Source organism: Succinispira mobilis DSM 6222, from assembly GCF_000384135.1.
Taxonomy (GTDB): domain Bacteria; phylum Bacillota; class Negativicutes; order Acidaminococcales; family Succinispiraceae; genus Succinispira; species Succinispira mobilis.
On sequence record NZ_KB913028.1, the window covers coordinates 1,317,788 to 1,343,459 of the forward strand.

Here is a 25,672-nt window from a genome sequence, read left to right on the forward strand (position 1 = left end):
CCATCTTCGCTTATGCTTATATTATAATAAATCTTTTATTCTTTGCATAGCTTCTATTGTATTTTCTCTATTACCAAAGGCAGTTAAGCGGAAATAACCTTCACCATTTTCCCCAAAACCAGCTCCTGGAGTACCCACAATACCTAGATTAACTAGTAAATGATCAAAGAATTCCCAAGATTTCATTCCATTTGGACATTTCAACCAAATGTAAGGTGAATTATCTCCACCTACAAAACTAATCCCTTTTTCTTTCAAAGTATCTGCAATTATTCTAGCATTTTGCATATAATACTCAACTTGTTCATGTACTTGTTTTTGACCTTCTGGCGTATATATAGCTTGCGCTGCTTTTTGAATTACATAAGCAGTACCATTAAACTTAGTTGATTGACGACGATTCCAAAGTTTATTTAAAGATACCTCTTGCATTACTAATTCTTCCGGCACAATTGTATAACCACATCTAGTACCTGTAAAACCTGCCGTTTTAGAAAGTGAGCAAAATTCAATCGCACATTTTCTCGCACCTGCTATTTGATAAATACTTCTCGGCAAGCTCGCATCATGAATATAAGCTTCATAAGCCGCATCAAACAAAATTATCGCTTGATTTGCTAAAGCAAATTCCACCCAAATTTCTAATTGTTCTTTGCTGTAAACAGCTCCTGTAGGATTGTTAGGCGAACAAAGATAAATAATATCACCCTTTAAATCCGCACTAGGCATTGGCAAAAAGTTGTTTTCTGCCGTACCCGCAACATATACTATTTTGCGACCACACATAATATTAGTATCTACGTAAACTGGATACACTGGATCTGGAACAATAATTGTATTATCATCTGAAAAAATATCAGTAATATTGGCAATATCACTTTTCGTCCCATCACTGATAAAAATTTCTCCTGGTGCAACCTCAACCCCAAAAGCAGCATAGTATTTACTAATATCTTCTCTTAAAAATTCATAACCTTGTTCTGGTCCGTAACCACGAAAAGTTTCAGCACTAGCCATCTCGTCCACGGCCTTGTGCATAGCACTAACAACCTCTGGCACTAATGGTAAAGTAACATCGCCAATACCCATGCGAATTATCTTCTTTTCGGGATTTTTAGCAGCTTCTTCGCGAACTTTACGATTGATTTCTGAAAACAAATAACTATCTTTCAAATTTAAGTAATTAGCATTAATATAAGCCATAAGCACACTTCCTTTTTAATTTCTTTATTATTTTATAGGGATATTTCCCCGTCAAAAACATGAGTCGCAGGCCCTTGCATTAAAACTCGGCCATCTTTTTTATAAGTAATTTCCAAAATACCGCCGCGCAAATGGACGCGAACTGGTGTATCGTAAGCACAAAATCCATTTAACACACTTGCAACTACACTAGCACAAGCGCCAGTCCCACACGCAAGAGTTTCTCCCGAACCGCGTTCCCACACCCGCATTTGAATGTTGGTAGCATCAATAACCCGCACAAATTCCGTATTAATTCTTTCTGGAAACAGTGCATTATTTTCAAATAACGGTCCAACCTTTTCAATTTCAATCGCATCTACATCAGCCACATATACTATCGCATGTGGGTTCCCCATCGATACACAAGTTACCTTGTACTCAGTATTGGCAATCAGCAATGGCTGGTTTATAAACTCTGGTAAAGCTGAAGCTACAGGAATTAAGCTACTTGATAAAATTGCCTCACCCATGTCTACTAGGGCACTTACAACTTTATCAGCCTCTACCTGCAATTGCAAAGTCTTTATGCCCCCTAAAGTTTCTAGCGTAACTACCTTCTTATCTGTGAGCTTATTATCATAAACATATTTACCAATACATCTAGTCCCATTGCCACACATTTTTCCCTCTGACCCATCAGCATTAAACATCCGCATTCTAAAGTCAGCTACTTCTGAAGGCATAATGATAATTAAACCATCTGCGCCTATCCCAAAGTGTCTATCACTTACCTTTATTGCAACCTCATGGGGATTTTCTATTTGCTCTTCAAATCCATTTACATATACATAATCATTGCCAGTGCCGTGCATTTTGGAAAATTTCAATTTAATTACCTCCTAACTTAGCGTCAAAAAAGACAAAGATGCCTTATTTTAGACACCTTTGTCTAAAATAATTATAAGTATTTTATATACACTTGTCAAGAATCCGCTCGAGTTGCTTTAGGGCAATAGTAATTGCATGTACACCTGTGACAATTACCTGTTTGTTCTATAAACTCATTATTTTTAGTTGCTAAAATCACTTCATCAATTAAAGCCTCAAGTTGAGCCGTATAGTTTCGCCAATTAATTAAATACTCAGCTTGGTCATTAATATGATGAATTGCCACTTTTTTCACCGTTTTTTTCAAAATTTTCTCTATAACTCCAGCATATAAGGCCACCTGCAAACTATACTTTTCTAACTCCGTCTCGCCCAATTTACCTGTTTTATAATCAATTATGCCTAAGGTATTATCAGGATAAACAAGCAGACAATCAATAACCCCAATTAAGGCTATTGCCAATTTACTATCATAATAATTAAAGCTATATTCGCGTTGTTTAATATATTTAGCATCCGCTAAATATACGGGGCTTGCTAGGTACTCTCTTGCTAATTCTTCCGCTTTAACTAGTAGTTCTGGAGAAAATTCATTTTGCCAAAGCTGATCATTGTTATCTACAACGGCCTTCGTTTCTAAAAACTTATGTACTGCTCGCCCTAGCTCAGCCCCCTCAAAAGTATCTTTCCCTACTGAAAATTCCTGATAAATAAACGCTTTATCTATTTCGGGAATTTTCAATAAATGTTTATAGCTAAAACTCAAAGGACAATTTTGGTAATCCAATAAAGCTGTAGCCGTTAGATACTCTAACTTACTATTTCTAGGTAAAGACAAATCCTGCACTTGCCAACAAGCTTGTTCAAATTGTTTAGTATCAAAAATATTCTCTACAGGCTTATACAAACTTTCACCACTATTAGGAAGCTCTGCTAAATTTTCATACAGCTGAGCTGGGACATATTGCGTTATCCAATTTAAAGCATTGTCTTTAACATCACCTTTGCCCAAACAACCACTTAAAATAATTTGTTCCTTAGCCCTAGTTATCCCCACGTAAAGCAGACGTTTAATTTCTTGCTTTTGCAAATAATTGCTAATTTCTTTATTCTTAAGATACTTTAGCGGTTCAAGTAACTCTCCCTCTGGCGAAGTAACTTTAAAAGCAAAGCCTAACTCTGTAGAAAAATTCAGCAATTCACCTTTCTTACTCCGACTGTTTAAGGCCTGCAAATGTGGGATAAATACATAATCGAATTCTAAGCCCTTAGATTTGTGTATCGTCATAATATTAATGCTATCTAGATTATTGCTTAGAATGTTCGGAATACACTCCTCGCTCAAATCAATATTTTGCAAATAATCAACAAAATCACTAAGATAGCCAGAATTGTTGTTAGCAAACTCTGTAACTAAATCCTGTAAATATTCCAAGTTGCTAATGTTCTGCACAGGATTAGGCTGACTTAACAAAAACTCCCGCCAATTATACAACTTTAAAAATTCCCTAAACAGCTGCGGCAAATTTAAAAATCTGGCTCGTTCAGCTAAAGTTTCTAATAACAGTTGAGCTCTTTGTAAGAATTTTTGTTGTTGGCAATCTGCAACTAATTGCTGATATTTGCCATTAGCTAAAGTTTCCCATATCGATTGCGTAGACTCATGCAACTCACTAATTGTTTGATCGGTAATTGCAAAAAAAGGCGAACGGAGCGCGCCTATTAATTGCAAACGCGCATAGCGATTATTAATACACTGAAAAATATTTAAAATATCACGAATATAAGGATCTTCGAAAAATCCTTTTTGATCTAATACACTGTATTTGATGTTTTTATTATTCAATATCGCTGTCAAAGCGGTAATTTGCGATTTTTTGCTAACTAATACGGCTATTTCATGGGCGGGAACCTGATTTTCAAGTAAGAATTGTATATAGCTTACCAGCTGCTCTAATTCCCTTAATTTAGCCTGCTCATTAGTTAAATTCTCTTGTTCCGTCTTAACACAATTTACTTTTACAGCTATCTGACTGCTAATTTTATTAGCTAAAGATTTATGGAAATTTATATTACTTGGATTTTCAGCAGTTAAGTTATCAAACAGTGTATTTACAAACTCAATAATCCCAGCATTGCTGCGAAAATTTGTATCTAAATTTATCACAACATCACCCTTAGACAAAAACTCCTGTTGTGCCTCTTGAAATAGATTTACATTGGCCCCTCGAAAGCCATAAATAGATTGTTTTTCATCCCCAACTAAAAATAAATTATTAGCCGCACCAGTAGTTAATAATTTAACAAACTCGCGTTGCTGTTCATTTACATCTTGGAATTCGTCTACCATGATATATTTATATTTTTGTTGATAGTTTTGGACAATGTGCTTATTCTCGCGCAATAATTTCAAAGTAGCTATTTCTAAATCATCAAAAGACAAATAGCCATTCTCTTTTTTATATTTCTGCCAACTCTGCCAGTAATTAAATACAAAACTAGTTAAAGCGGGGTGTAATTCACGCATCCTTTGCGCACAAACTAGATAATTTATTTGGCTTACCACTGCCTCATAAGCGTTTTTTATCAACTTGGCAATATTATTGCGTTTTTCCATTTTCTGGATTAGGGCACCACTTTCTGAACTTGCAAAAGCTTCAAAAGAACTTCGCTCAGCTAGTAACCACTTACAACCGCCCCCATCTACTAATGCTAATAACATTTGTTCGGCAGCCGTAAGTTTTTTCTTAGCTCGAAGCTTATATTCTTCTTGCGCAAGCGTTTCTAAGGCCTCTTGCAATTCTTGCAAACTATTTAATAAGTCCTGCTCGTTAATCGTAAAATCCTGGAACATTGCGCCAAAATCTTCTATAGCATCTGGAACATAAGCCGCTTTATTTAAAACATACTGCATCAATTCTTCTATTTTGCCGCCATATTCGCGATATAAAACCGCTAAATCTGCATTGCGCTGGTTAAATAAAGTTTTAAGATATTGCCTTTTAAAACTCTCTAGAACATGTTTTTCTGTAAGTGCTGTCAACAACTGAAAATTAGCATCTAAGTCTGCTTCAATCGGATTTTCGCTAATTATTTTATTATATAAACTATGAATAGTGCCAATATGAGCCCCTGATAACTCTTGTAGTTTTTTCTGCCAAAATAATTTATCCCCATTAGGCGCCATCAAACGGTTGGTTAATTCTTGGTAAACTCTTTCAGTCATTTCTTTACCAGCTTTTTCGGTAAAAGTAATTGCTAAAATTTCATTTGCTTTAATTTGCTTACTTTGCAAAATGTTTAAATAACGTTCGACTAATACGCGGGTTTTGCCAGCACCCGCTCCAGCTGTGATTAAAAGATTTTGATCTATGCATTCAATTGCTTGTAATTGTTCCGCGGTAAAACTTTTAGTTTGCATTATTCTACTCCTCTTCTTCAATTATTGTGCTATAACGGCAAATATGTACGTAATCACAATAACTACAGTTGCGGATTTTCAGGGGTTGCGCTAAAAAACTGCCTTGATGAATTTGACTAACAATAGCTTCGACATTATAGCTAGTTTTAGCAAGCAATTCCTCACTATAGACAATATTATATTTATACTTATCACTTTTGAAAGAATAATAACTGGCCGTAAATTGCCTGCTTGCTATTTCTTGCGGTAGTAATGTTTTCAAGGCACACAAATAGATCGGTAATTGCAAGGAATTGCCTAGCTCAATATCCTTTTCTTCGGGAGCTTCCCCTAGTTTATAATCAACAATGCGTACTTGCTCACTTTGTAAATCCAAGCGGTCAATTACGCCATTTAAACAAATTTTCCCTACACTAGTTTCCAATTCAAATGCACTTAAAAATCCCTTAGGCGCAAAACGCAACTCAGTATATGCTGGCAAAAGCGGATTTGTAGCTTCTTGCAAACGATAATCTTCCTCAAACCACAACTTCAGTTTACGCCAAAGCAATTGGGCTTTTAGCTCCCAGGCAAAATTATTACCCACGCGTTGCTCAGTTTGATAGCGCTTTTGGATTTGCCAAAAAAGCCCTTGCAACTCTTGTAAACATTGAGCTTTATCAGGATATTTTTGCCCTAAATAGCGGTGCACAAAAGTCTCTAATACTTCATGCACAAAAATCCCTTCTAAAATTCTTGAGCTTTCTAGCTTAGCCTGTTCCCAAGCTTGTTCCTGCCAAACATACCTTGCAAGATATTTAAACGGACAACTACGATAAGTTTCTAATTGCGCTACGCTAAAATTTAACTTCGTAATTTTTGCCGTGCTGATATTTTCAGCCTTTGTTTTTTGACTAATTGCACTAAGGAAATCTGAACCAACCTTTTGCACTAACCATTGTTCAGCCAAAGCAAATTCTGCACTACTTGACCTTTGCCAGACTAAATATTCTTGGAGCGTGCGCTGCGAAAATATTCTTTCACAATTATTTGGTAAAAAAACATCCCGTTTTTGTACCTGAAGATTCGGCAACACTCTTTTCAGTTCGAAAATATACTTAGACACTCCTTGCCGTTCACTTTCTAGATAGCTGATATGCAAACTATTTGTTGCCATTGCTAAGGAACTAGCAAAGAAAAAAGTATCTTCATATACTTGTCTCTCTAAGGCCTTTAAGTCCTCTATTGCTAGTAAAGAACGTTCTCGCGCATTTAGTAGCCAGTTTTCCACGCGTTTTTTTGGAAACATATTATCATTTAACCCTAAAATATAGACATTAGCAGCATTAATCCCTTGCGCATTAGCAGCTTGAATAATTCTCACGCCTCTTGGTTCGCCTTCTTGCAAGATTAAATCATGCTTGGTCGCGAGTTGCCTTAAATACTCTAAGAAAGTTGTCAAACTAATTTTTTCCTTATCTAAAGTTAATAAACTGTAAGCATTTTTTAATTCTTCAAAAACACGTTGCAAAAAAGTAAAACTCAATAAGCTACCTTTAAAATATTCTAAACTAATTTGCTGCGCTTTAAATTGCGCCCCTAAAATTTTCAAAAAGCCAAAATTCGCAATAGTTGTTTCGATAAAATTTTGGTAAGTGGAAATACTAGCTTTTTTGGGAACATTAGCTACTACCGTGGCTACTTTTTCTAAAGCTTTGCTTAATGCTAATTTATCACTATCTACAGCAATTTTCTCAATAATTTCTGCAAACCCATTAAAATCTTGCTCATAAAAAATTTTCTCTAAACTACCTTTATCATATTCTAAAGTTGCAGCCATTAAGGGGGAAAACATAACTTTTGCCAAAGTCTGTTTTTCAAATTTATTAGCGGCTAATTTAAGGATATCCATAATTAAAGTCATAAAAAAATGATTTTTCACGGGACAAACCTCGGGTAAACTGCTACTTATTTGCGCATCTTGAAATACTTCTAACAAGCCTGGATAATCTGCTAAATCGCGTACCACTATAATAAAATCTGTAGCCTTGGCCCCAGCTAATATCTTTTGCTTTATTGCCTCAACGACAAACTTCATCTCCTGCTTTTTACTCAAAAAAGCATTTAATTCAACATTAGGCGCTACAATGGCGTTATCTATTTCCTGATTAAAATTATAAAAAGCCTGTGTTAAATAGCGTAAATCAGCTTTCTGAGGAATTGGTTCAAAATTCAAGATACCTTCTTGTGCATGTGGAATAGCAACAAGATTGTCAATTAAAGTTTTCAAACTGCTAAACACTTCTTCTCTTGCCGTTTCATAAGTTACCGCAATATGTACTTGGGTAAGTTTGCTTAAACGTCGAATAATTGCCAATTCTAATTTGTTAAAATTATAAAAATCACTTACATAAATATTTTTCCAAGGTAAAAAATCTTGGGCTATAGCTTGTTCATCTAGCGAAAGAAGTAACCGTTCAGCTAAGATGTAATACAAATATATGTCTCGCTCACCTAATTCAAACAATTTATCATAATAAGCCAAATAAATGCACGCCAGTTCTTGGTATTTTTTACTCTGCTTAGCTCCCAACTGTTCCTCTTGCAAATTATCGACAATTAAAAGAAAGTCTTGCGCAGAAATTTGCATACTCATTAATTCTGCAAACAAACTAGCTAAATTCTTCACAAAAAAGTTGTTTTGATGAACTTTAGCAAAATATTCTATTTTCCCTGTTTCAAAAAGCTCTACAGCACATCTTTTTATTAAAACTTCGCGTGCAAAACTGGAAATTGGCGGTTTTATCGCTGTGCTAAACAACTCGATTATTTCTTTAACTAAGGTATCAAAGTTGCCCACACGAATATTGTTTTTTTGACGAACTTCTTGCATTACTACCGTACTAGGTAACACGTAAAAGCTTTCCCAATATTGATTTTTCAAAGCTTGCTCTGCAAATTTATCTCTAGCATTTTCACCCAAATGCAGTTTATAAAAATTTAACATCCTTGACCTCCCGCTATTTATTCCTCTATAAACAATATTTCTTCTGTTTTCCCATATTAAAATTATACTCTGCTAACATATAATGCACAATCAACATAAAAATAAAGATAGACATCCATATCCAACGAATGTCTATCTTTATTTTTAAATTTAAAATTGCATTCCCACAAATTCACTTTCAGTGACTGTTCAGGAAAAAAGCAACATACCAGCCTTGTTTTTTCGCATTCAGCTTTCTAAAAACTATAGCTAGAAGTAGCTTGGCCTACCACTTTGGTAAGTAGATTAAGAAACAAGGTGCAAGTTATATTATGGAAATAACTAAAAAACGTTCCCAACTAAACAATAAAATTATCTTTTTCCACCAAGGACTGCAGAAAAAACAATATTTACGTTTAATCACTTTTAGTATTTCCCAACTGCCAATCATTTCAGTTTTAAAATTCACAAGCTGCTTTATTATTAAAGCACTGCAATTTTACTGAATTTTAAATAAAAGTACTTCGAATATATTATATTCCTTTATTTTAATTTTTACAAGGGCCATAATGCGAAATTTCCAAAAAAACTAGCCTTTTTCAATTTTTTCCTTAACTTTGCTAATAAATCAAGATACATTTTAATCTCTTCTCAAATATGGTATAATTTATAGATATAAAAATTATATTGAATTAATAATCTTAGTTTTAAAAATTTGCGAGGTGTATTGAATGGAAAAGTTTAATGAAAACTCTAATTTCATTAAAGCTATTATGAAAGAAGATTTAGAATCTGGTAAACACCAAGAAATAATTACACGTTTTCCTCCGGAACCAAACGGTTATTTACATATTGGTCATGCCAAAGCAGTTCTAACAAATTACCTTTTAGCTAAAGAATTTAACGGTAAAATGAATCTACGTTTTGATGATACAAATCCAATTAAAGAAGAAGAAGAGTTCGTTCAAGGAATTATTGACGACATTAAATGGCTAGGGGTTGAATATAGCCAACTGCTATTTGCTTCTGACACTTTTGAACAAATGTATAACCACGCGCTTGATTTAATCAAAAAAGGCAAAGCCTATGTTGACGATCAAAGCCAAGAACAAATGCGGGAAACGCGCGGCACTTTAACAACGCCTGGTATAGAATCGCCATATCGCAACCGCAGTGTCGAAGAAAATTTACAATTATTTGAAGAAATGCGCCAAGGTTTACATCCTGCCGGTAGTCGCGTTTTAAGAGCTAAAATCGATATGGCTTCACCTAATATGAATTTGCGCGACCCTGCTATTTATCGTATTTTAAACACCAAACATTTCAACACTGGCGACAAATGGTTTGTTTATCCAATGTACGACTATGCCCATCCCCTAGAAGACGCTTTTGAAGGAGTTACCCACTCGCTTTGCTCGTTAGAGTATGAAGATCATCGCCCACTTTATGATTGGGTAATTGAAAACTGTGAAACTCCAGCTAAACCACGTCAAATAGAGTTTGCTCGCTTAAATATGACTAATACCGTAATGTCCAAACGCTATTTAAAACAATTGGTAGATGAAAAATATGTTGAAGGTTGGGACGACCCTAGAATGCCAACTATTGCTGGCTTACGCCGTCGCGGCTATACGCCTGAGGCAATCATTAATTTTGTCCAAGAAGTCGGTCTCTCTAAAGCTTATAGCATTGTCGATGGCCAAATGCTTGAACATTTTATTCGTGAAGATTTAAAATTAAAAGCGCCTAGAACAATGGCTGTTTTAAAACCTTTAAAAGTCGTAATTACCAACTATCCAGAAGGACAAGTTGAATATTTAGATGCCGAGATCAATCCTGAAGTTCCTGAGATGGGCACTAAAAAAATTCCGTTTTCTCGCGAAATTTACATTGAACAAGATGATTTTATGGAAAATCCAATTCCTAAATATTTCCGTCTCTTCCCTGGAAATGAAGTCCGCTTAAAGCATGCTTACTTTATTAAGTGCAATGACTTTATCAAAGACGAACAAGGTAATGTTGTCGAAATCCATGCCACCTATGACCCAGAAACTAAATCAGGCTCTGGATTTACTGGTCGTAAAGTTAAAGGTACTATTCATTGGATTGATGCAACTAAAAATATCCCTGCTGATTTTCATCTGTATGAGCCTCTGTTGCGGGACAATGCCGAAAATGAAGATACGCCATTTTTAGAAAGACTAAACCCTAATTCTGAAGAAATTGTTCAAGGTTTTGTCGAAGAAGACCTTGCTACTTGCCAAGGACAAGATAAATTCCAATTTTTCCGTCATGGCTACTTCAATGTAGACCCTAAACGTTCTGTAAATGGCAAACTGTCATTTAATCGTATTGTTTCCTTAAAATCTAGTTTTAAATTTTAATTAATATAAAGAGGAGTTGTACCAATCAGGTGCAACTCCTCTTTTGCTATCTTCCCCCTAATGTGATTCGTTCTGGCACATCAACTTAGTTTGCTCAAGCACAATATCCACAGCCTTAGCTGTTTTATCTGGTGGATAACCATATTTTTTAAGCAATCTTTTAATAGTCATCTTCATTTTAGCTTGAACACTATCTCTAATCGTCCAATCAACGCTGATGCTATTTTTAATTGAAACAGTTAAATCTCTAGCGATTTGCTTTAAAATATCTTCGCCCATAATTTCTTTAGCAGACTCATTATCTGCCAAAGCATCATAAAAAGCTAACTCATCTGGCGTAAGACCTGAAGCTTCACCACGTTTTTCGGCTTCACTGATTTCTTTAGCTAGTTCTATAAGCTCCATAATGATTTGTGTGGTTTCAATAGCTCTATTTTGATATTTTCTAATAGCTGCTTCAAGTAATTCGGAAAACTTTTTAGACTGGACTAAATTTCTTCTTGAAAAAGATTTGATATTACCTTTTAAAAGTCTACTAAGAAGTTCAACTGCTAAATTCTTCTGTTTCATCCCTTTGACTTCTTCAAGAAATTCGTCTGAGAGAATAGCAATATTAGGTTTAGCTAAACCTACACATTCTAAAATATCAACTACTTCATTTGAAGATATCGCCTTGGAAATTAACTGGTTAAGCTCATTATCTAATTGAGTGGTCGTTTTCTTTTTATGATCTTCACTTATTATTTTTACCAGGCTAGCTTTAACTGCTTTGTGAAAGCCAACTTCAACGTTAAGTCTTTCCGCAATTTCTGTAGTTGCGCACAATGAATACGCTCTTGATAACTCATTAACAAGTTTTATGTAATCGTTTTTCCGTTCTTCACGAAGACCAATAATATAGTCCATGGTTTCAACAATCGCCTGCATTTTTTCACTCGGCTTACCATTAAAGAATTTGCTGTAGTCATGCCCATGAAGTAATTCTTTAATAAGGTCATGTTTTTCAAGTAAAACTTGCGCTGCAAGTTCCGTATCCACCCCTGTAGTCTTTTTATCGCTTTCAGTGTACTGATTTAAAGCTTCTTTTAAATTCTCAGCAATACCAATATAGTCAACTACCAGACCACCCTGTTTATCTTTAAAGACCCTGTTTACCCTGGCGATGGCTTGCATTAAGTTATGACCGCTCATGGGCTTATCAATATACATAGTGTGCATGCTGGGTACGTCAAAACCTGTTAGCCACATATCGCGTACAATGACAAGTTTTAGCTCATCATTTTTGTCTTTCATACGCTTTGCAAGAGTTTCTCTTGTAGATTTGGTTCCAACGTGCTTTTGCCACGCTTCAGGATCAGATGAACTGCCCGTCATAACAATTTTAATTTTGCCAGACATCACATCATCACTGTGCCAATCTGATCTAAGGTTGATGATTTCAGCGTAAAGCTCTACGGCAATTCTTCTACTCATTGCTACGATCATACCCTTACCACCAGCATCTACCTGAGCTTGCTCTCGCTTTTCAAAATGCTCTACAATATCGCTTGCTACTTTTTGAATACGCTCTTTTGCGCCGACAACAGCTTCAAGTCTTGCCCATTTGCTTTTTAATTTTTCTTTTTCAGTGAGTTCTTGATATTCCGTTATTTCATCATATTCCATATCCACTTGTGGCTTTATTTCTTCTGGAAGTTCTAGCTTAGCAATCCGACTTTCATAGAAAATTTTAACGGTAGTTCCATCTTCAACGGCTCTAGTCATATCGTAAATATCTATATAGTCTCCAAATACCGCTTTAGTGTTTTTATCAGTCAGTTCTACTGGAGTACCAGTAAACCCAATATATGACGCATTTGGCAGGCTATCACGCATATATTTGGCGTAGCCATATTTAGTATCCGCCTCACTATCATCTTTTACAACTTCAGCCCCAAAGCCATATTGACTTCTATGCGCTTCGTCAGCCATTACGATAACATTTTTTCGATCTGTCAGTACTGGAACAAAATAAGGGACACTTCTCTCAGCAACCAAAAATTCCTCTACTTCTTCTTTGGCTTTATGCATTGCGGGAGCAAATTTATGAATAGTGGTAAAAATAATGCCACCGCTGGTCCGATTGTTTAAAAGTTCTCTTAAATGCTCTCTGTCATTGGCTTGAACTGGTGTACATCTGATTAAATCCTTAGACTTAAAAAAAGTACTGTACAGCTGATCGTCTAGGTCATTTCTATCCGTAATAATAATTATTGTAGGGTTTTCAAGTTCTTCATTGATCACAAGTTTTCCTGCATAGAAAACCATCGACAAGCTCTTACCGCTCCCTTGAGTATGCCATACAACCCCGATTCTTCTATCCCCTTTTTCCTGGGTGGCTCGTTCTGTACTATCTACGGCCTTATTTACGGCGTGGTACTGATGATAACCAGCCAAAATCTTCATTGAATCTGCCCCATCGCTTTGAAACAAAATAAAGTGTTTGATAATATCTAAAAATCGGTCACGTTGAAACATTCCTTTAATAAGCACTTCAAGCTGAGGAATTGAAATAGGCGCCGTTCCCTCTCCATCGATAGTTCGCCAAGCCATAAAGCGGTCTTCATCGGAAGTCAAAGTGCCTGCTCTTGCATTGATTCCATCACTGGTTACCATAAAGGCATTATAAGTAAATAGAGAAGGAATAACGCTTTTATAGGTTTGAAGCTGGTTATAAGCATCGCTGATATCTACATTTTCATCTATCGCACTTTTAAGTTCCACTACTACTAGAGGTATACCGTTTACAAAGACAATGAGGTCTGGTCTTTTTTCAACACCATGCTCTACAATGGTGAATTGATTAGCCACCATTAGTTCATTGTTGAGTGGCTTTTCATAGTCAAAGACATAGACTTTTTCTGTTCTATAGCTTGCATCTGCCTGCTTAACCGATACGTCAATCCCATCGGTAATCATTTTCTGAAAAGCCTTGTTGTTCATTAGTAGACTCGGACTTTGAGGAATACTGATTTGCCTAAAAGCATCTTCAATTGCTGAGGATGGCATCTTGGGATTAATCCTCCCAAGAGCATCTTTTAATCTTTCCGCTAAAATAACATCACTATAATCCTCACGCTCTGGATATTCCCCTTCAGGCGCAATATCAGGGCCAAAGACAACTTCGTAGCCTAGTTCTTCAAACCATTCAAGAGCTGCTTCTTCAAGCTGTGATTCATAAAAAGCATTCTTTGCCATTACTGCACCTCCTCAATTGTCACTCGGATTTCACCGGACATTAGTTTGGGGAGTAGTGTGTCGCGAGTTTCGATTAATATACTTGTTTTTTTCTGATTTTCTAAAATTTTCACAAAGATTGGTTCTATAATTTGAGTATACTTTAACATAGAATTTTCATTCGGGATGATTAACTTAATCTTAGAAAATTGTGATTTATTAAGATTTAATGTAGTGCTTCCACCACTCCCCAAATCTTTAATTTTATCACTAAAACTTTTCATACATTGATAAATATAATAATGTTCGATACCATCTTTGCAGATTATACTATTAATTTGTTGGTTTGTTTGACTTTCTGTTGAGGTTAGTGATACCAGCCCTGGTGTTGCAATACAACTTACAACGACACTGTTTTTAGGTAAAGTTTTTTTAGGCTGTGTTTTTACACCTTTATTCGTAAGATATCTTTCTGTTTTTGTAATATACACATTCCCATGCATATCAGGTATTGTTATAAATGGTACATCGCCACCAAAATTGTCCTTATCCTTTGTTGAAGGCGTTTTTCCACAAACTATTTCTTTTGAAATCTCTTCGATCGTCCCTACTCTCCACCCCTTAGGAATCATCCCAAGTTCACTCTCTTCAAACTCACCCTCTTGAAAAGGCTCAAAATCAACAAACCAACTTTTAAAGATTGCCTGTGCCATTTCTTCTAGGTTTTTGTTCATGCGATTGTTGAGTTCGATTTTGTCATCGAGGCATGAGAGGGTAGCGGCGATGGCTGTTTGTTCTGGGAGTGGGGGTACCTGAAATCTAAAAGCTCTCATTTGTTTTAAGCCCATATTCTTAATTGTAGTTCCAGAAGAATGGGTGTTCAAATATGACTTAAATATGCTGCTATGCATGACATATTTGATAAACTCTTTGCTAAAATCATGTTTTACATTAAAATAGCATGCACTTTTTCCAAGTACTATTTTTTCTCCATTGTAAACAGCTATATTACCCAAAGTTCCATTAATTGATATGAGAATTGTTCTGTCATTCAAATCTTTCTTATACTTTACGTATTCTTCATATCCAACTCTTTTTGTTTTATCATCAATTGCAATTTTTCCAACAAGATTATTTCCATTTATAAAATAATAATCGCCTAATTCGTCATATTTGGGTGTACCATGCAATCCATCGCCTAGAATATCAACAACATCATCTAATACAACCTCTCTCCACTCACTAGAACTCATAGCCAATCGCCCCCAATCGTTGCTTGATTTCCTCCTCTAAATGATGAGATTTAGCAAACATTTCGGCCAGTTCTTCTGTTAGTCTGGTCATTTTCTCTTCAAAGGGTTCAGCATCCACTTCTGCTTCTTCAATGCCTACATATCTTCCTGGCGTTAGGATATATTCATGCTCTCTGATTTCTTCAATACTTGCGGACTTGCAGAAGCCTTGAACATCTGCATATGCTTCTTTCCCATCTCGCCAGTTATGATAGGTGTCACAAACTGATTGTATTTCTTCATCTGATAGTTCTCTATGTTTTCTGGTGACCATCGTTCCCATTTTTCTGGCATCAATAAAGAGTACCTTGTCTTTTCGATCTTCTCTCTTTTTAGATAAGAACCACAGACATACAGGTATGGTTACGTTATAGAACAGGTTTGTAGGCATGGTTACTATACAGTCTACAAGACCTGCTTCAAGGATGTTTTTCCTAATTTCTGCTTCGGCTTTGGTCGAGGTACTCATAGAGCCATTGGCTAATACAAAGCCTGCTACCCCTTTAGGTGAGAGCTTACTGATGATGTGCTCAATCCAAGCATAGTTGGCATTGTTTGCTGGTGGAATTCCGTATTTCCAGCGGGCATCGTCTTGAATCAACGTGTAATCGCTTACGTTAAAGGGTGGATTGGCTAGGATATAATCTGCTCTAAGATTCTTGTGCATATCATTGCCAAAAGTATCCCCATCACGCTCGCCTAAGTCGCCATCAATTCCTCTGATGGCCAGATTCATTTTACAAAGTCTCCAAGTCGTAGCCGTATACTCCTGTCCATATACACGAATATTGTCTTTTCGACCTTGATGTTCCTCGACAAATTTTGCTGATTGAACAAACATCCCTCCTGATCCGCAACAAGGGTCATATACGCGGCCCTCAAAAGGTTCAATCATACCTACTAGCATTTTAACAATGCTCGGTGGCGTGTAAAATTCTCCCTCACTTGAGCCAAACTTCCCTAAGAAATATTCATAAACGCGTCCTAAAATATCTTGCGCTTTCGCTTCTTTACTGCCCAAATTAAATGAGAACAGGTCGATAAGCTCACCAAGTTTCGTTTTGTCTAATTCTGGTCTTGCGTAGTTTTTTGGCAGAACGCCTTTAAGATTTTTATTTTCTCTTTCGATGGCAATCATCGCTTCGTCTATGATCTGACCAATTGTGCTTTGTTTGGCACTTTTTTTAATAAATTCCCATCTTGCACTTGGTGGCACAAAGAAAATATTGTCTTCTGCATAAGCATCTCTATCCTCTTCAAAGCCATCACCTTCTTCGACTAGCTCATTAAATTTTTCTTCAAAGCTATCAGAAATATATTTCAGGAAGATAAGTCCTAAAACAACATCTTTATAATCCCCTGGTTGAATATTTCCCCTAAGTTTATCTGCCATTGCCCATAAATTGTTTTCGAATTCTAAGTTCACAGCCATTATATACCCCTCCTAAATTAACTGGTTGTATAATTTATTTTTTACGTTCTGCCACTTTGTTGTGGCTTGTTGCACTACATTTTTATAATGGTTTAACTCTTCATTATAAATTTTAATTAGCTCATGTTGTTGCTCTAAGGCTAATAGTGGAATTTCCATTTCCATGATATCCAGATGGTTGATATTCATAATGGTTGTTCCTCTTTGAAAACTTTTAATGATTGCTGTTCCAATGGGGCTTTCAAAGAAAATCTTTATATAATCTCCTACTATGGTTTCTTTAGGTCTTATGACAATCAAATTTGCTGAGGCAATAATGGTTTTATCCTGCTTTTTAAATACTGCTGATTTGATAGCCGTGCCGCGGCAGGATATAACTACGTCACCTGCATCTAATTCATATCTTTTTATTTTCCGTTCATCTTCTTCAATACTATCCATATTTGTATAATCAATTTCCCCATTATCGATATTAGAAATGTTTAAAATACCTATGTTACCAACGGTAGTATCTTTCTTTAAAATAGACTTACCTCTAAATACTTCCGCTACTTCTTTTAATTTGATTTTTTCTAAATTAGAGCTTTTGAATTTTTGAATATTTGCATCGTCATCGGATAGTAGTAGCTCAATCCGCCAATCCTCATGACTTAAGAATTCTTGAGTTTTTATTTTTTTCAGTCCTTTAGGCTCGAACTTTTCTTTTAGTAATTCTAAAGTCCCGACTTCAATTTGTTCTATCTTTTGTTTGGTTATTGAAAAGAAATATGTTTTGATTGCAGTTGTCGGTCTAAATGTGCCTTCAGGTAAAATATAAATATTCTTAACACTAAAATTTCTGGTAATATAGGTTCTTAATTTTTCAAATCCCTGAGCAGCAAAAGTTATTTTTGCGGGAATGATAATATCTAAAACACCATTTTCCTTTAAATGATTTAGCATATTTTCCACAGCAATCCCGTCACTTTCTTTGGTCATAAACACTTTTCCTAGTTCATCTGGCCTATATCCAAAAGCAGGTAGGGCGTATATATAATCAAACTTCAAGTCTAGTAGACAGTCCTTGTAGATTGATTCAAAGATCACCGTCACATGTTCATAGTCTTGAAAAGCAAATTTCAAAAACTTATACATTAAATTATATTGCGTGGTTAAGGTAATGCTTTTGTCTGTAAACGAAGTTACTAAGTCTTTTAAGCCAGCCAAATGCTTTTCCGCCTCAGGAATAAGGAAACTGTTGGGATTAATTTTCTGCACTTGCTCTTTTATGTAACAAGTTAGATACTGTGGGGCTATGATTATGCCCATTCGATCGTTTTTATAAATTTCTAAAGTAAACTGAATTAGATCTATTTCTTCAAGTGCAGCAAAGATATCAAAAAAGTCATCTCTATCAGCTGGGAAAAAGCCAAGTTCTTCTTCGGTTATCTTTTTCATAAGCTGAAATAGCTTTTCTTTATCTTGTTTTATCTTTGGTTGGTCTTTTAAAGCTTCACTGGTCATTTTGACTCTAAGCATTTCACCTAAAAGCTGTTCCCTCGAAGAAATTTGCCTGCGGTATAACTCATTTAAGGCCACTTCTATATTATTCACTTTAATCCTCCTTTCGGCACTTATCTTACACTAGCATTATAAATTATTACCATTTAGTATGTCAATACTAAATGGTAATAATTTATTGTTTATTTGAAAATGTTCTGTGCAAAACAAAATAAGCGACTACCAATTTGATAATCGCTTATTTTCAACTATTTAGTTCACAAGTTTTCTAAAAAGCACAAGGATCGGAGTAGTTTTCACCCGTTATATCTGCAAACACATCTTGGAAAGCTTTATCGAGCATTTCTAAAACTTTAACAATATCCTCACTAGTTGCCGCTAATGGCAACATTAAAATCACTACATCGCCAATATTGCGAATTATTAAACCATATTCCCGGGCCTTTTGACAGACACCGCCCCCCATCAGTTTTTCAGGTGGGAAAGGTGTTTTTTGGGCTTTATCGAGCATTAATTCTATCCCGACGATTGTGCCACATTGACGAATCTCCCCAATAAAACGATAGCTCTTAAACTTTTCTAACCCTTGACGTAAAACTTCTATTTTAGGCTGCAAATTCTCTAACACATTTTCTTCCGCAAAAACATCTAAACTCGCGATCGCCGCTGCACAAGCTAACGGATTGCCAGTATAAGAATGCCCATGATAAAAAGTCTTATATTCTGTCGGCGCCCCGAGAAAAGCTTGATATATTTCTTCAGTAGTAGCCGTAACCGCAAGTGGCATATAGCCACCTGTAATTCCCTTTGATAAAGTTATCATATCTGGAGTCACATCTTCATGCATGCAGGCAAACATTTTTCCTGTTCTACCAAAACCAGTGGCTACCTCATCGGCTATCAACAGCACGTTGTATTTTTTAGTAAGCTCACGCACCGCTTTCAAATAACCTTTAGGCTGTGTTAACATTCCAGCTGCGGCTTGTACTAGCGGTTCAATGATCATGCCCGCTAATTCTTGATGATGTTCTTTTAATACCGCCTCTAACTGTTGTAGACAGACCTGCCCACATTGAGATTTTTCATTTTCTGGAACTAAATGGCAATGATAACAAGAAGGTGAAGGTACATATTTACTCGTAAACAGCATCGGTTTAAATACGCGGTGAAATAAATCTATGCCACCCACACTAACTGTCCCAATTGTATCCCCGTGATAAGCATTGGCTAAGGCAATAAATTTTTGCTTACTTGTTTGTCCTTTATGTTGCCAGTATTGAAATGCCATTTTTAAAGCAACTTCTACTGCTGTTGAGCCGTCATCAGAATAAAAAACTTTTGTTAAGCCTTTAGGTAATACTTCAACTAACCGCTTAGCATATTCACTTGCTGGTTGATTAATTAAACCTAGCATTGTGGTATGCGCTACTTTATCTAATTGCGCTTTTATTGCTGCATCTAAGGTCGGATGCCGATGCCCATGTAAATTAACCCAGAGACTAGATACCCCATCATAATATTCTTTACCCTGAACGTCAATTAGTTTTACCCCTTGAGCTCGCTCGATAACTAATTGCTCATTTTCACACCAGCCTTGCATTTGCGTAAATGGATGCCACAAGTATTGTTTATCTAATTCTTCCCATCTATTATTCATTTTCGCTCCCCCTCAGTTATTTGTAATTGCGCTATTAGCCCATCTAAATCTAAATATTGTTCTGCATAGTCCGCCAAGGCCCTTGCCGTTAGCGGCAAATTCACTTTCGGGAATTTACCAATTATCGGAACGCCCGTTAAGCTTTGCATATACTGCAAATTACTAGTCGCCAAAATATCAGCAGTATTTTCTTCCCAAAGGTTAACGATTATTCCCAAAACTTTAAGTCCCTTACTTTGCGCATATTTAACACTCAAAACCGTATGGTTAATACAACCTAATCTATTATTGGTAACTAAAACAATTGGCAAGTTCAAATCAGCAAAATAGTCTACGACTAAATAATCATCTAACAATGGCGCTGCTAAACCGCCTACGCCTTCAACTAATACCACTTCTTTATCTGACCACTTTTGAGCTACCGCTAACATAGTTTGCTTATCTAAAGCTATTTTTTCTAATTTTGCAGCTACTGCTGGTGTTAGCGCTGCCTCTAAGCGGTAAGGTAAAATATCTGCACTAGTTAAGCCCAACTCAGGCATACAGGCTAATAAAAAATCTGCGTCTTGTGAATGTAACACCCCTTGTGCATCTTTGATGCATCCTGAAGCTACGGGTTTAACGGCTACGGCTTGTATTTTACGTTCTCTTAGCGCCGCAAGTAGCGTTCCAGTTATCATTGTTTTCCCGGCATCGGTATCAATTGCAGTAATCCCTAATTTCATTTTACCTCACCTCTTAGTAATTGTTGATAAAGCTCTGCTATTACTTCCACAGCCCAAGCTAAATCCTCCTGACTATGACTTGCATTAACTGTCAACCGCAAACGACTTTTGCCTACTTCTACACTTGGAGGTCGAATAGCTGTAACAATAATGCCTCGTTCGCGCAGCTGTTCCGAAAACTCCATTGCCAATTTTGCCTCACCTATTAAAATTGGAATTATCGGCGTTTGACTTTCCATAACTGGCAAGCCTTTGGCTTTTAAAGCTGCATACATAAACTGTGCATTAGCTTGCAACTGTTGTAAACAAGCTGGTTCTTGTTGCAATTTTCTAAGTGCAGCTAAAGCAATTGCCGCCGTTGCTGGTGCACAAGCTGTAGAGAAAATAAATGATCTCGCCGTATTAACTAAATAATCAATTACTACCTGCTCCGCCGCAACATAACCACCTTCACTAGCTAGAGCTTTACTTAAAGTGCCAATTTGCACAGGAATTTTGCCTTGCAGACCAAAAAATTCTGCTGTACCACTACCTGTTTCACCTAAAACACCGACTGCATGGGCATCATCAACAATTAAGCAAGCTTGAAACTCTGTTGCAATTTCCACCAACTCTGGTAAATTAGCAATATCGCCGTCCATGCTAAATACCCCATCTGTAATAATATACAAACAACCTGGGTGCTGAGAATATGCCGCTATTTTGCGCCTTAAATCTGGCATATCAGAATGGCGATATACCACTATTTTGGCTTTTGACAAACGAGCACCATCAATAATGCTGGCATGATTTAATTCATCACTGAAAATTACATCCTGCTCATTCGCCAGAGCGCTAATTACGCCCACATTTGCCATGTAACCAGTATTGAAAAATAAAGCTGCTTCAGTATGTTTAAATTTTGCCAGCTCTGTTTCTAACTCCTGCAACTGGCTAGAACAACCAGTAGTTAAGCGGGCCCCTGTGGAACCAGTGCCAAAATGTAAAGCTTCGTGAGCCGCCTGGATAAGTTCTGGCGCAAAAGTTAAACCTAAATAATTATTGGTTGCTAAAACTAATTGTTTTTTTCCTTGCGCATCTAAGGCATGTCCAGCATCAATAAAATCTAGCGTTTTTATTGTTCTTAGTAAATTATTGTTTTTAACAGTTGTCAAAGCCAAATTAAGTTGCTGTTTAATCTTTTCTGGTAACATCATTTGCCCCCTTAACACTTACTAGCACAGCCTGCTCTTGTAGAAAATCAATTATAAAAGCAAGGTTGGCCTTGGGCTTTACAAAAAACACACGCCCTCCAATATCTGAGCCTAATTCTTTTAAATTCTCAATCCGATAATATGTTTTTTTATCAGCCACATAGCCAGTTGTGTAATTAGGATCGTCTGACCAACAAAGTTCTGCTACTAAGCCTTGTGTTGCGGCCACTTTCGAAGCTAAAATAATTGCTTCTTGAGCATGTTCGCCCTGCAAGTGTCGTGCCTGTAACCAATTGAGATATTCTAGCTGATTTTGGGCATCCATATTAGTTACGCGCACCCCACGCTGATCGCCACTGGCCGTAAGAACTGCGCCAGTCTCCGAGTCTATCAATAAAGCACCACGCATATTCCCCGCTAATTCTTTCAGTTTCTTAAATCCACTAGCAACTGCTGGCAAACTAACCCCCGCGGCAAGCAATTTCCCAGAGGCATAAGCTTGAGCCCTAGCTAAATTTGATAAATCAGGGCTACCACAAACTTCTAGCACGGGTACAACTGCACACTTAGCTTCTGGAATTTCTTGAATTTTAATATTAATAAAATCAGCTCGACCCCGTTCATGATTTTGTGCACGGGCTAACATTTTAGCAACCTGCCCTTCTAAGTCCTGAGCATTAACTAAACGCTCCGCCCCAGAGATATGCTTTCCGCCTTGTTCATGGCTACCACCTTGAGCTGCCCGCATTTTTAAACTATACAGCATTTCTTTGCAACCCCCGCAAAGCTGTATTTTTAATTTTCTCCAACAACAAGCCCAAAGGAACACAAGTTATTACTGTATAAATCATTCCTGGAACTGCTGCCACTAACAAAGCATAGGCTGCCTTATCTAAAAATACCGCCAAACTTAACCGTGCCACACTAGAGGCAATCGGTCCAGCGATCAACATACTTAATTTATTCCGTCCGAAGGCCAACATAATCGCAGCTACAACTACCCGAAAGATCATTGCAATCATTACGTTGAAAATAGTATGGGTGCCTAAAATCAAGCCCACAGTGCTTGAAAGTATCCCCGCTAACAAGTACATTTTAATACCAAAAGCATAGCATATCGCGATTGCAATTGGCGCCGATAATTGAAATTCTGCCCCAGGAAAAATGCTGGGAATTTTTATTGCACCTGACAAAGTAATAAAAACACTTAGCAAGGCCACTTGAGTTAAATATGCTACTTTACTATTCATACTTACACCTTCAAATTTTCAATTTTATTGGGCAGTTCGTTTTAAATCAGCAATCATTTGCATATCATCTGCGGGTACGCGTCCACCTGTAGTCAAGTAGCCCCCAACTAACATTCCGTTTAAACCACCTGATAAAGCCATTGCTTGTAAATCGCGTAAATTCCGTTCACGGCCCCCAGCTGTCCGAATTGTAGCTTTTGGTAAAACAAATCTAAACATCGCAAACGCCCGCAAAATTTCTAACGGCTCTAAATCTTGCATTGCTTCTAACTTAGTTCCTGGTACTGGATGCAAAATATTAAGTGGTATTGAGGTAATTCCCATAGCTTTCAAATCAAACGCCATTTCTACTCTTTGCTCCCGTGTTTCACCTAAACCCATAATACCGCCAGAGCATACGGCAATTCCCGCTTTTTTGGCATTATCAATTGTAAACATCTTATCTGCATAAGTATGGGTTGTACAAATGTTAGGAAAATGACTTTTTGAGGTTTCGACATTAGCATGATAGCGAGTTACGCCCACTGCCGCTAAAGCTTGCGCCTCTTCAAATGTTAAGATGCCCAACGACGCACAAACTTTCATGTCTAATTCTTCTTTAATCCGTTTAAGGACAGTCAAAATTCTTTGAAAATCATCTTTTTTACCCATACCCCGACCACTTGTAACAATAGAAAATCTATTTACACCAGCCTGCTTAGTTTTACGTGCTGCTTCTAATAATTCTTCCTCTTTTAATAATTCATGTTCTGCTATACCAGTTTTATGAAAAGCTGACTGAGCACAAAATGAACAATTTTCTGGACAGCGACCTGATCTAGCATTGACAATTGAACATAAATCAACTGCATCACCATGATATTTTTGTCTGATTTTATCCGCTAAAGCTATTAGCAGCATTGTATCTTCATCGGATGTATTAATAATTTCTACACCTTCTGCATATGTAAGTTCTTCCCCATTTAATACTTTATTAGCCAATTCAATTAATCTCATATTTTGCCTCCAGTTTTTTCTATAAATTTCTTACTGCTCTATTATAACTAGATTCCGAAGATATGTAAACCTATTTTTTATTTTTAGTTTACATTAAAAAATCCTCTTACAAAAAAGTTTTTCAACTTAATATTAGTAAGAGGATTTTTTGATATTATTTATTTGTAGTACGCAATTTTTGCCAATAACGAATGAGTTTTAATAAATTGCCCGCTTGCAAACTAATCGCATTAGCTGGACAAAATTCTTGACAACAATAGCAACGAATACATTGTTCATAATTAATCTGTAATTTCTTACCACTTAACTTAATCGCTTGAGGCGGGCACTGTTTTAAGCAACGCTGACATAATATACAATTAGCTTGAATAATCGGCCTTAAAGTTAACTGTTTTTGCGCTATGGCTACCAAACTCTTGGGCAAGCGATCACTGATGCTAGTATAGTTATTGGCAGCTTGAAATTTTCTTATTAACTGCCGCTCTGCTTCAGCCAACTTCAAGTTTGGACTTATTAAGCCCTGTGCAAGTGCAAGCCTAGTAACGGGCATTTTCTCACCAGCAAAGCCCATCAAATCTGCCATTATTTTATCTACCGCTAGTGCCGATTTGCCTACCAAAATCAGCTCACTGTTTATAGGTGTGCCATTACGCGGGCCTGCCCCTTCCATCCCTACAATTCCATCGACAATACTCAGGCATGGTTTTACAGTTTGATGTAACTCAATTAGCATTTGCGCAAAATCATTTTGCTGGGGCATGCGCAAATGAAATTGCGCTTTACTTGCACCAACTACACAGCCAAACAAATTTTTAACCGCGCCACTAACTCCAGTTAGAGAATGAGTTTTCATTTTTGCTAAAGAAATAACTTTATCTACTTTCCCCAATATTTCCGCCAGGTAAAAGCGTTTTATCGTCTTGCCCTGGGGATTGCTAAACTCTCTAACACCAGTAAAATCTACTAATTCAACTGCTTCTTCCTGGCACACCGCTTCAATACCAGCTACTTTGGCAACTTGTAAAGTGCTTTGATAGCCGGGGGAATCGCCGACCAAAATTTTCACCTTATAAGGCTTAAGTACACGAATTAAAGCCCTTAAGACCTCTGGGTGAGTCGTGACAGCTCGCTCTACGCTTACAGCTTCCACTAAATTAGGTTTTATAAGTACGGTTTCACCAGCATTAAAAAAACTATTCTCTAGTGCTAATTCTTCAAAAGCAGTAGTTAGTGCTTGTTCTATAGCTACTAAATTATAATTTTGCACTTTTTTTATTACTACTTTTTCCATAAAACCCTTCTCCTTTTGACTGAAAACCCTGCCAACTTCTATTTATGTTTAAGTATTTTTCCGTACAGACTACCTTTTCTATAACAGTCTTTAATTTTAATAATTCTAGCATTAATGAGCAAATATGTAAACCTTAGCATGCTTAGCAAAAGTCAGCTAAGATTCTCGGTTTTTTCAATAGACATAGTTGCAAGATTATATAAATAAAAACCAAACCAAAACCGTACCTAATAAATTAGGCCTTAGTTCTGGTTTGGTTTTTGGCTGATTTACTCAA

At 36.6% G+C, this 25,672-nt stretch carries 16 protein-coding genes; 1 reads left to right on the forward strand and 15 read right to left on the reverse strand.

The features are described 5' to 3' along the window. Positions 1–21: 21 nt before the first annotated feature. The 4 genes from SUCMO_RS0106280 to SUCMO_RS0106295 all read right to left on the reverse strand — a co-directional run bounded on the left by SUCMO_RS0106280 (position 22) and on the right by SUCMO_RS0106295 (position 8,480). Positions 22–1,203 (reverse strand): LL-diaminopimelate aminotransferase, encoded by a 1,182-nt coding sequence (locus tag SUCMO_RS0106280; protein ID WP_019879748.1) that lies wholly within the window; start codon positions 1,201–1,203, stop codon positions 22–24. Between the two features lie 32 nt (positions 1,204–1,235). Further along, positions 1,236–2,072 carry a diaminopimelate epimerase gene (dapF, locus tag SUCMO_RS0106285; RefSeq protein ID WP_019879749.1) on the reverse strand — a complete coding sequence of 279 codons (837 nt, stop codon included), beginning with the start codon at positions 2,070–2,072 and terminating at the stop codon, positions 1,236–1,238. A 95-nt stretch (positions 2,073–2,167) separates the two neighbouring features. After that, a complete protein-coding gene (locus SUCMO_RS0106290; protein WP_019879751.1) occupies positions 2,168–5,494 on the reverse strand; it encodes a UvrD-helicase domain-containing protein in 3,327 nt (1,108 codons plus the stop codon). A 4-nt stretch (positions 5,495–5,498) separates the two neighbouring features. Next, entirely contained in the window at positions 5,499–8,480 is a 2,982-nt protein-coding gene (locus SUCMO_RS0106295) for a PD-(D/E)XK nuclease family protein (RefSeq protein ID WP_019879753.1), read from the reverse strand. 710 nt (positions 8,481–9,190) lie between these two features. Between SUCMO_RS0106295 and SUCMO_RS0106305 the strand changes: the two genes are divergently transcribed. Next, the gene (locus SUCMO_RS0106305; protein ID WP_019879754.1) at positions 9,191–10,843 is read left to right on the forward strand and encodes a glutamine--tRNA ligase/YqeY domain fusion protein; all 1,653 of its coding nucleotides are present in this window, start codon (positions 9,191–9,193) and stop codon (positions 10,841–10,843) included. 57 nt (positions 10,844–10,900) lie between these two features. Here SUCMO_RS0106305 and SUCMO_RS0106310 read toward each other — a convergent pair whose 3' ends face one another. The 11 genes from SUCMO_RS0106310 to SUCMO_RS0106360 all read right to left on the reverse strand — a co-directional run bounded on the left by SUCMO_RS0106310 (position 10,901) and on the right by SUCMO_RS0106360 (position 25,395). Beyond that, on the reverse strand, positions 10,901–14,080 hold the full coding sequence (locus SUCMO_RS0106310) for a type I restriction endonuclease subunit R (protein WP_019879755.1): 3,180 nt from the start codon (positions 14,078–14,080) through the stop codon (positions 10,901–10,903). Continuing rightward, on the reverse strand, positions 14,080–15,312 hold the full coding sequence (locus SUCMO_RS11195) for a restriction endonuclease subunit S (RefSeq protein WP_019879756.1): 1,233 nt from the start codon (positions 15,310–15,312) through the stop codon (positions 14,080–14,082). The genes SUCMO_RS0106310 and SUCMO_RS11195 overlap by 1 nt, the downstream gene beginning before the upstream one ends. Beyond that, positions 15,302–16,783: a type I restriction-modification system subunit M gene (locus SUCMO_RS0106320; protein WP_019879757.1), complete on the reverse strand. Its 1,482-nt coding sequence runs from the start codon at positions 16,781–16,783 to the stop codon at positions 15,302–15,304. The genes SUCMO_RS11195 and SUCMO_RS0106320 overlap by 11 nt, the downstream gene beginning before the upstream one ends. A gap of 12 nt (positions 16,784–16,795) precedes the next feature. Next, positions 16,796–18,376: a restriction endonuclease subunit S gene (locus SUCMO_RS0106325; protein WP_019879758.1), complete on the reverse strand. Its 1,581-nt coding sequence runs from the start codon at positions 18,374–18,376 to the stop codon at positions 16,796–16,798. A gap of 175 nt (positions 18,377–18,551) precedes the next feature. Beyond that, on the reverse strand, positions 18,552–19,940 hold the full coding sequence (bioA, locus tag SUCMO_RS0106330) for an adenosylmethionine--8-amino-7-oxononanoate transaminase (protein WP_019879759.1): 1,389 nt from the start codon (positions 19,938–19,940) through the stop codon (positions 18,552–18,554). Further along, positions 19,937–20,665, reverse strand: a complete 729-nt coding sequence (gene bioD, locus SUCMO_RS0106335) for a dethiobiotin synthase (RefSeq protein WP_019879760.1) — start codon at positions 20,663–20,665, stop codon at positions 19,937–19,939. Before bioD ends, bioA begins: the two co-directional genes overlap by 4 nt. After that, the gene (gene bioF, locus SUCMO_RS0106340) at positions 20,662–21,858 is read right to left on the reverse strand and encodes an 8-amino-7-oxononanoate synthase (protein ID WP_019879761.1); all 1,197 of its coding nucleotides are present in this window, start codon (positions 21,856–21,858) and stop codon (positions 20,662–20,664) included. The genes bioD and bioF overlap by 4 nt, the downstream gene beginning before the upstream one ends. Continuing rightward, complete coding sequence (locus SUCMO_RS0106345; RefSeq protein ID WP_019879762.1) at positions 21,839–22,624, reverse strand: 6-carboxyhexanoate--CoA ligase; 786 nt, start codon at positions 22,622–22,624, stop codon at positions 21,839–21,841. Before SUCMO_RS0106345 ends, bioF begins: the two co-directional genes overlap by 20 nt. After that, positions 22,614–23,108: a hypothetical protein gene (locus SUCMO_RS0106350; RefSeq protein WP_019879763.1), complete on the reverse strand. Its 495-nt coding sequence runs from the start codon at positions 23,106–23,108 to the stop codon at positions 22,614–22,616. Before SUCMO_RS0106350 ends, SUCMO_RS0106345 begins: the two co-directional genes overlap by 11 nt. 24 nt (positions 23,109–23,132) lie before the next feature. Further along, entirely contained in the window at positions 23,133–24,104 is a 972-nt protein-coding gene (bioB, locus tag SUCMO_RS0106355; protein ID WP_019879764.1) for a biotin synthase BioB, read from the reverse strand. Positions 24,105–24,258: 154 nt separating this feature from the next. Next, complete coding sequence (locus SUCMO_RS0106360) at positions 24,259–25,395, reverse strand: DUF362 domain-containing protein (protein ID WP_019879765.1); 1,137 nt, start codon at positions 25,393–25,395, stop codon at positions 24,259–24,261. Positions 25,396–25,672 lie beyond the last annotated feature (277 nt).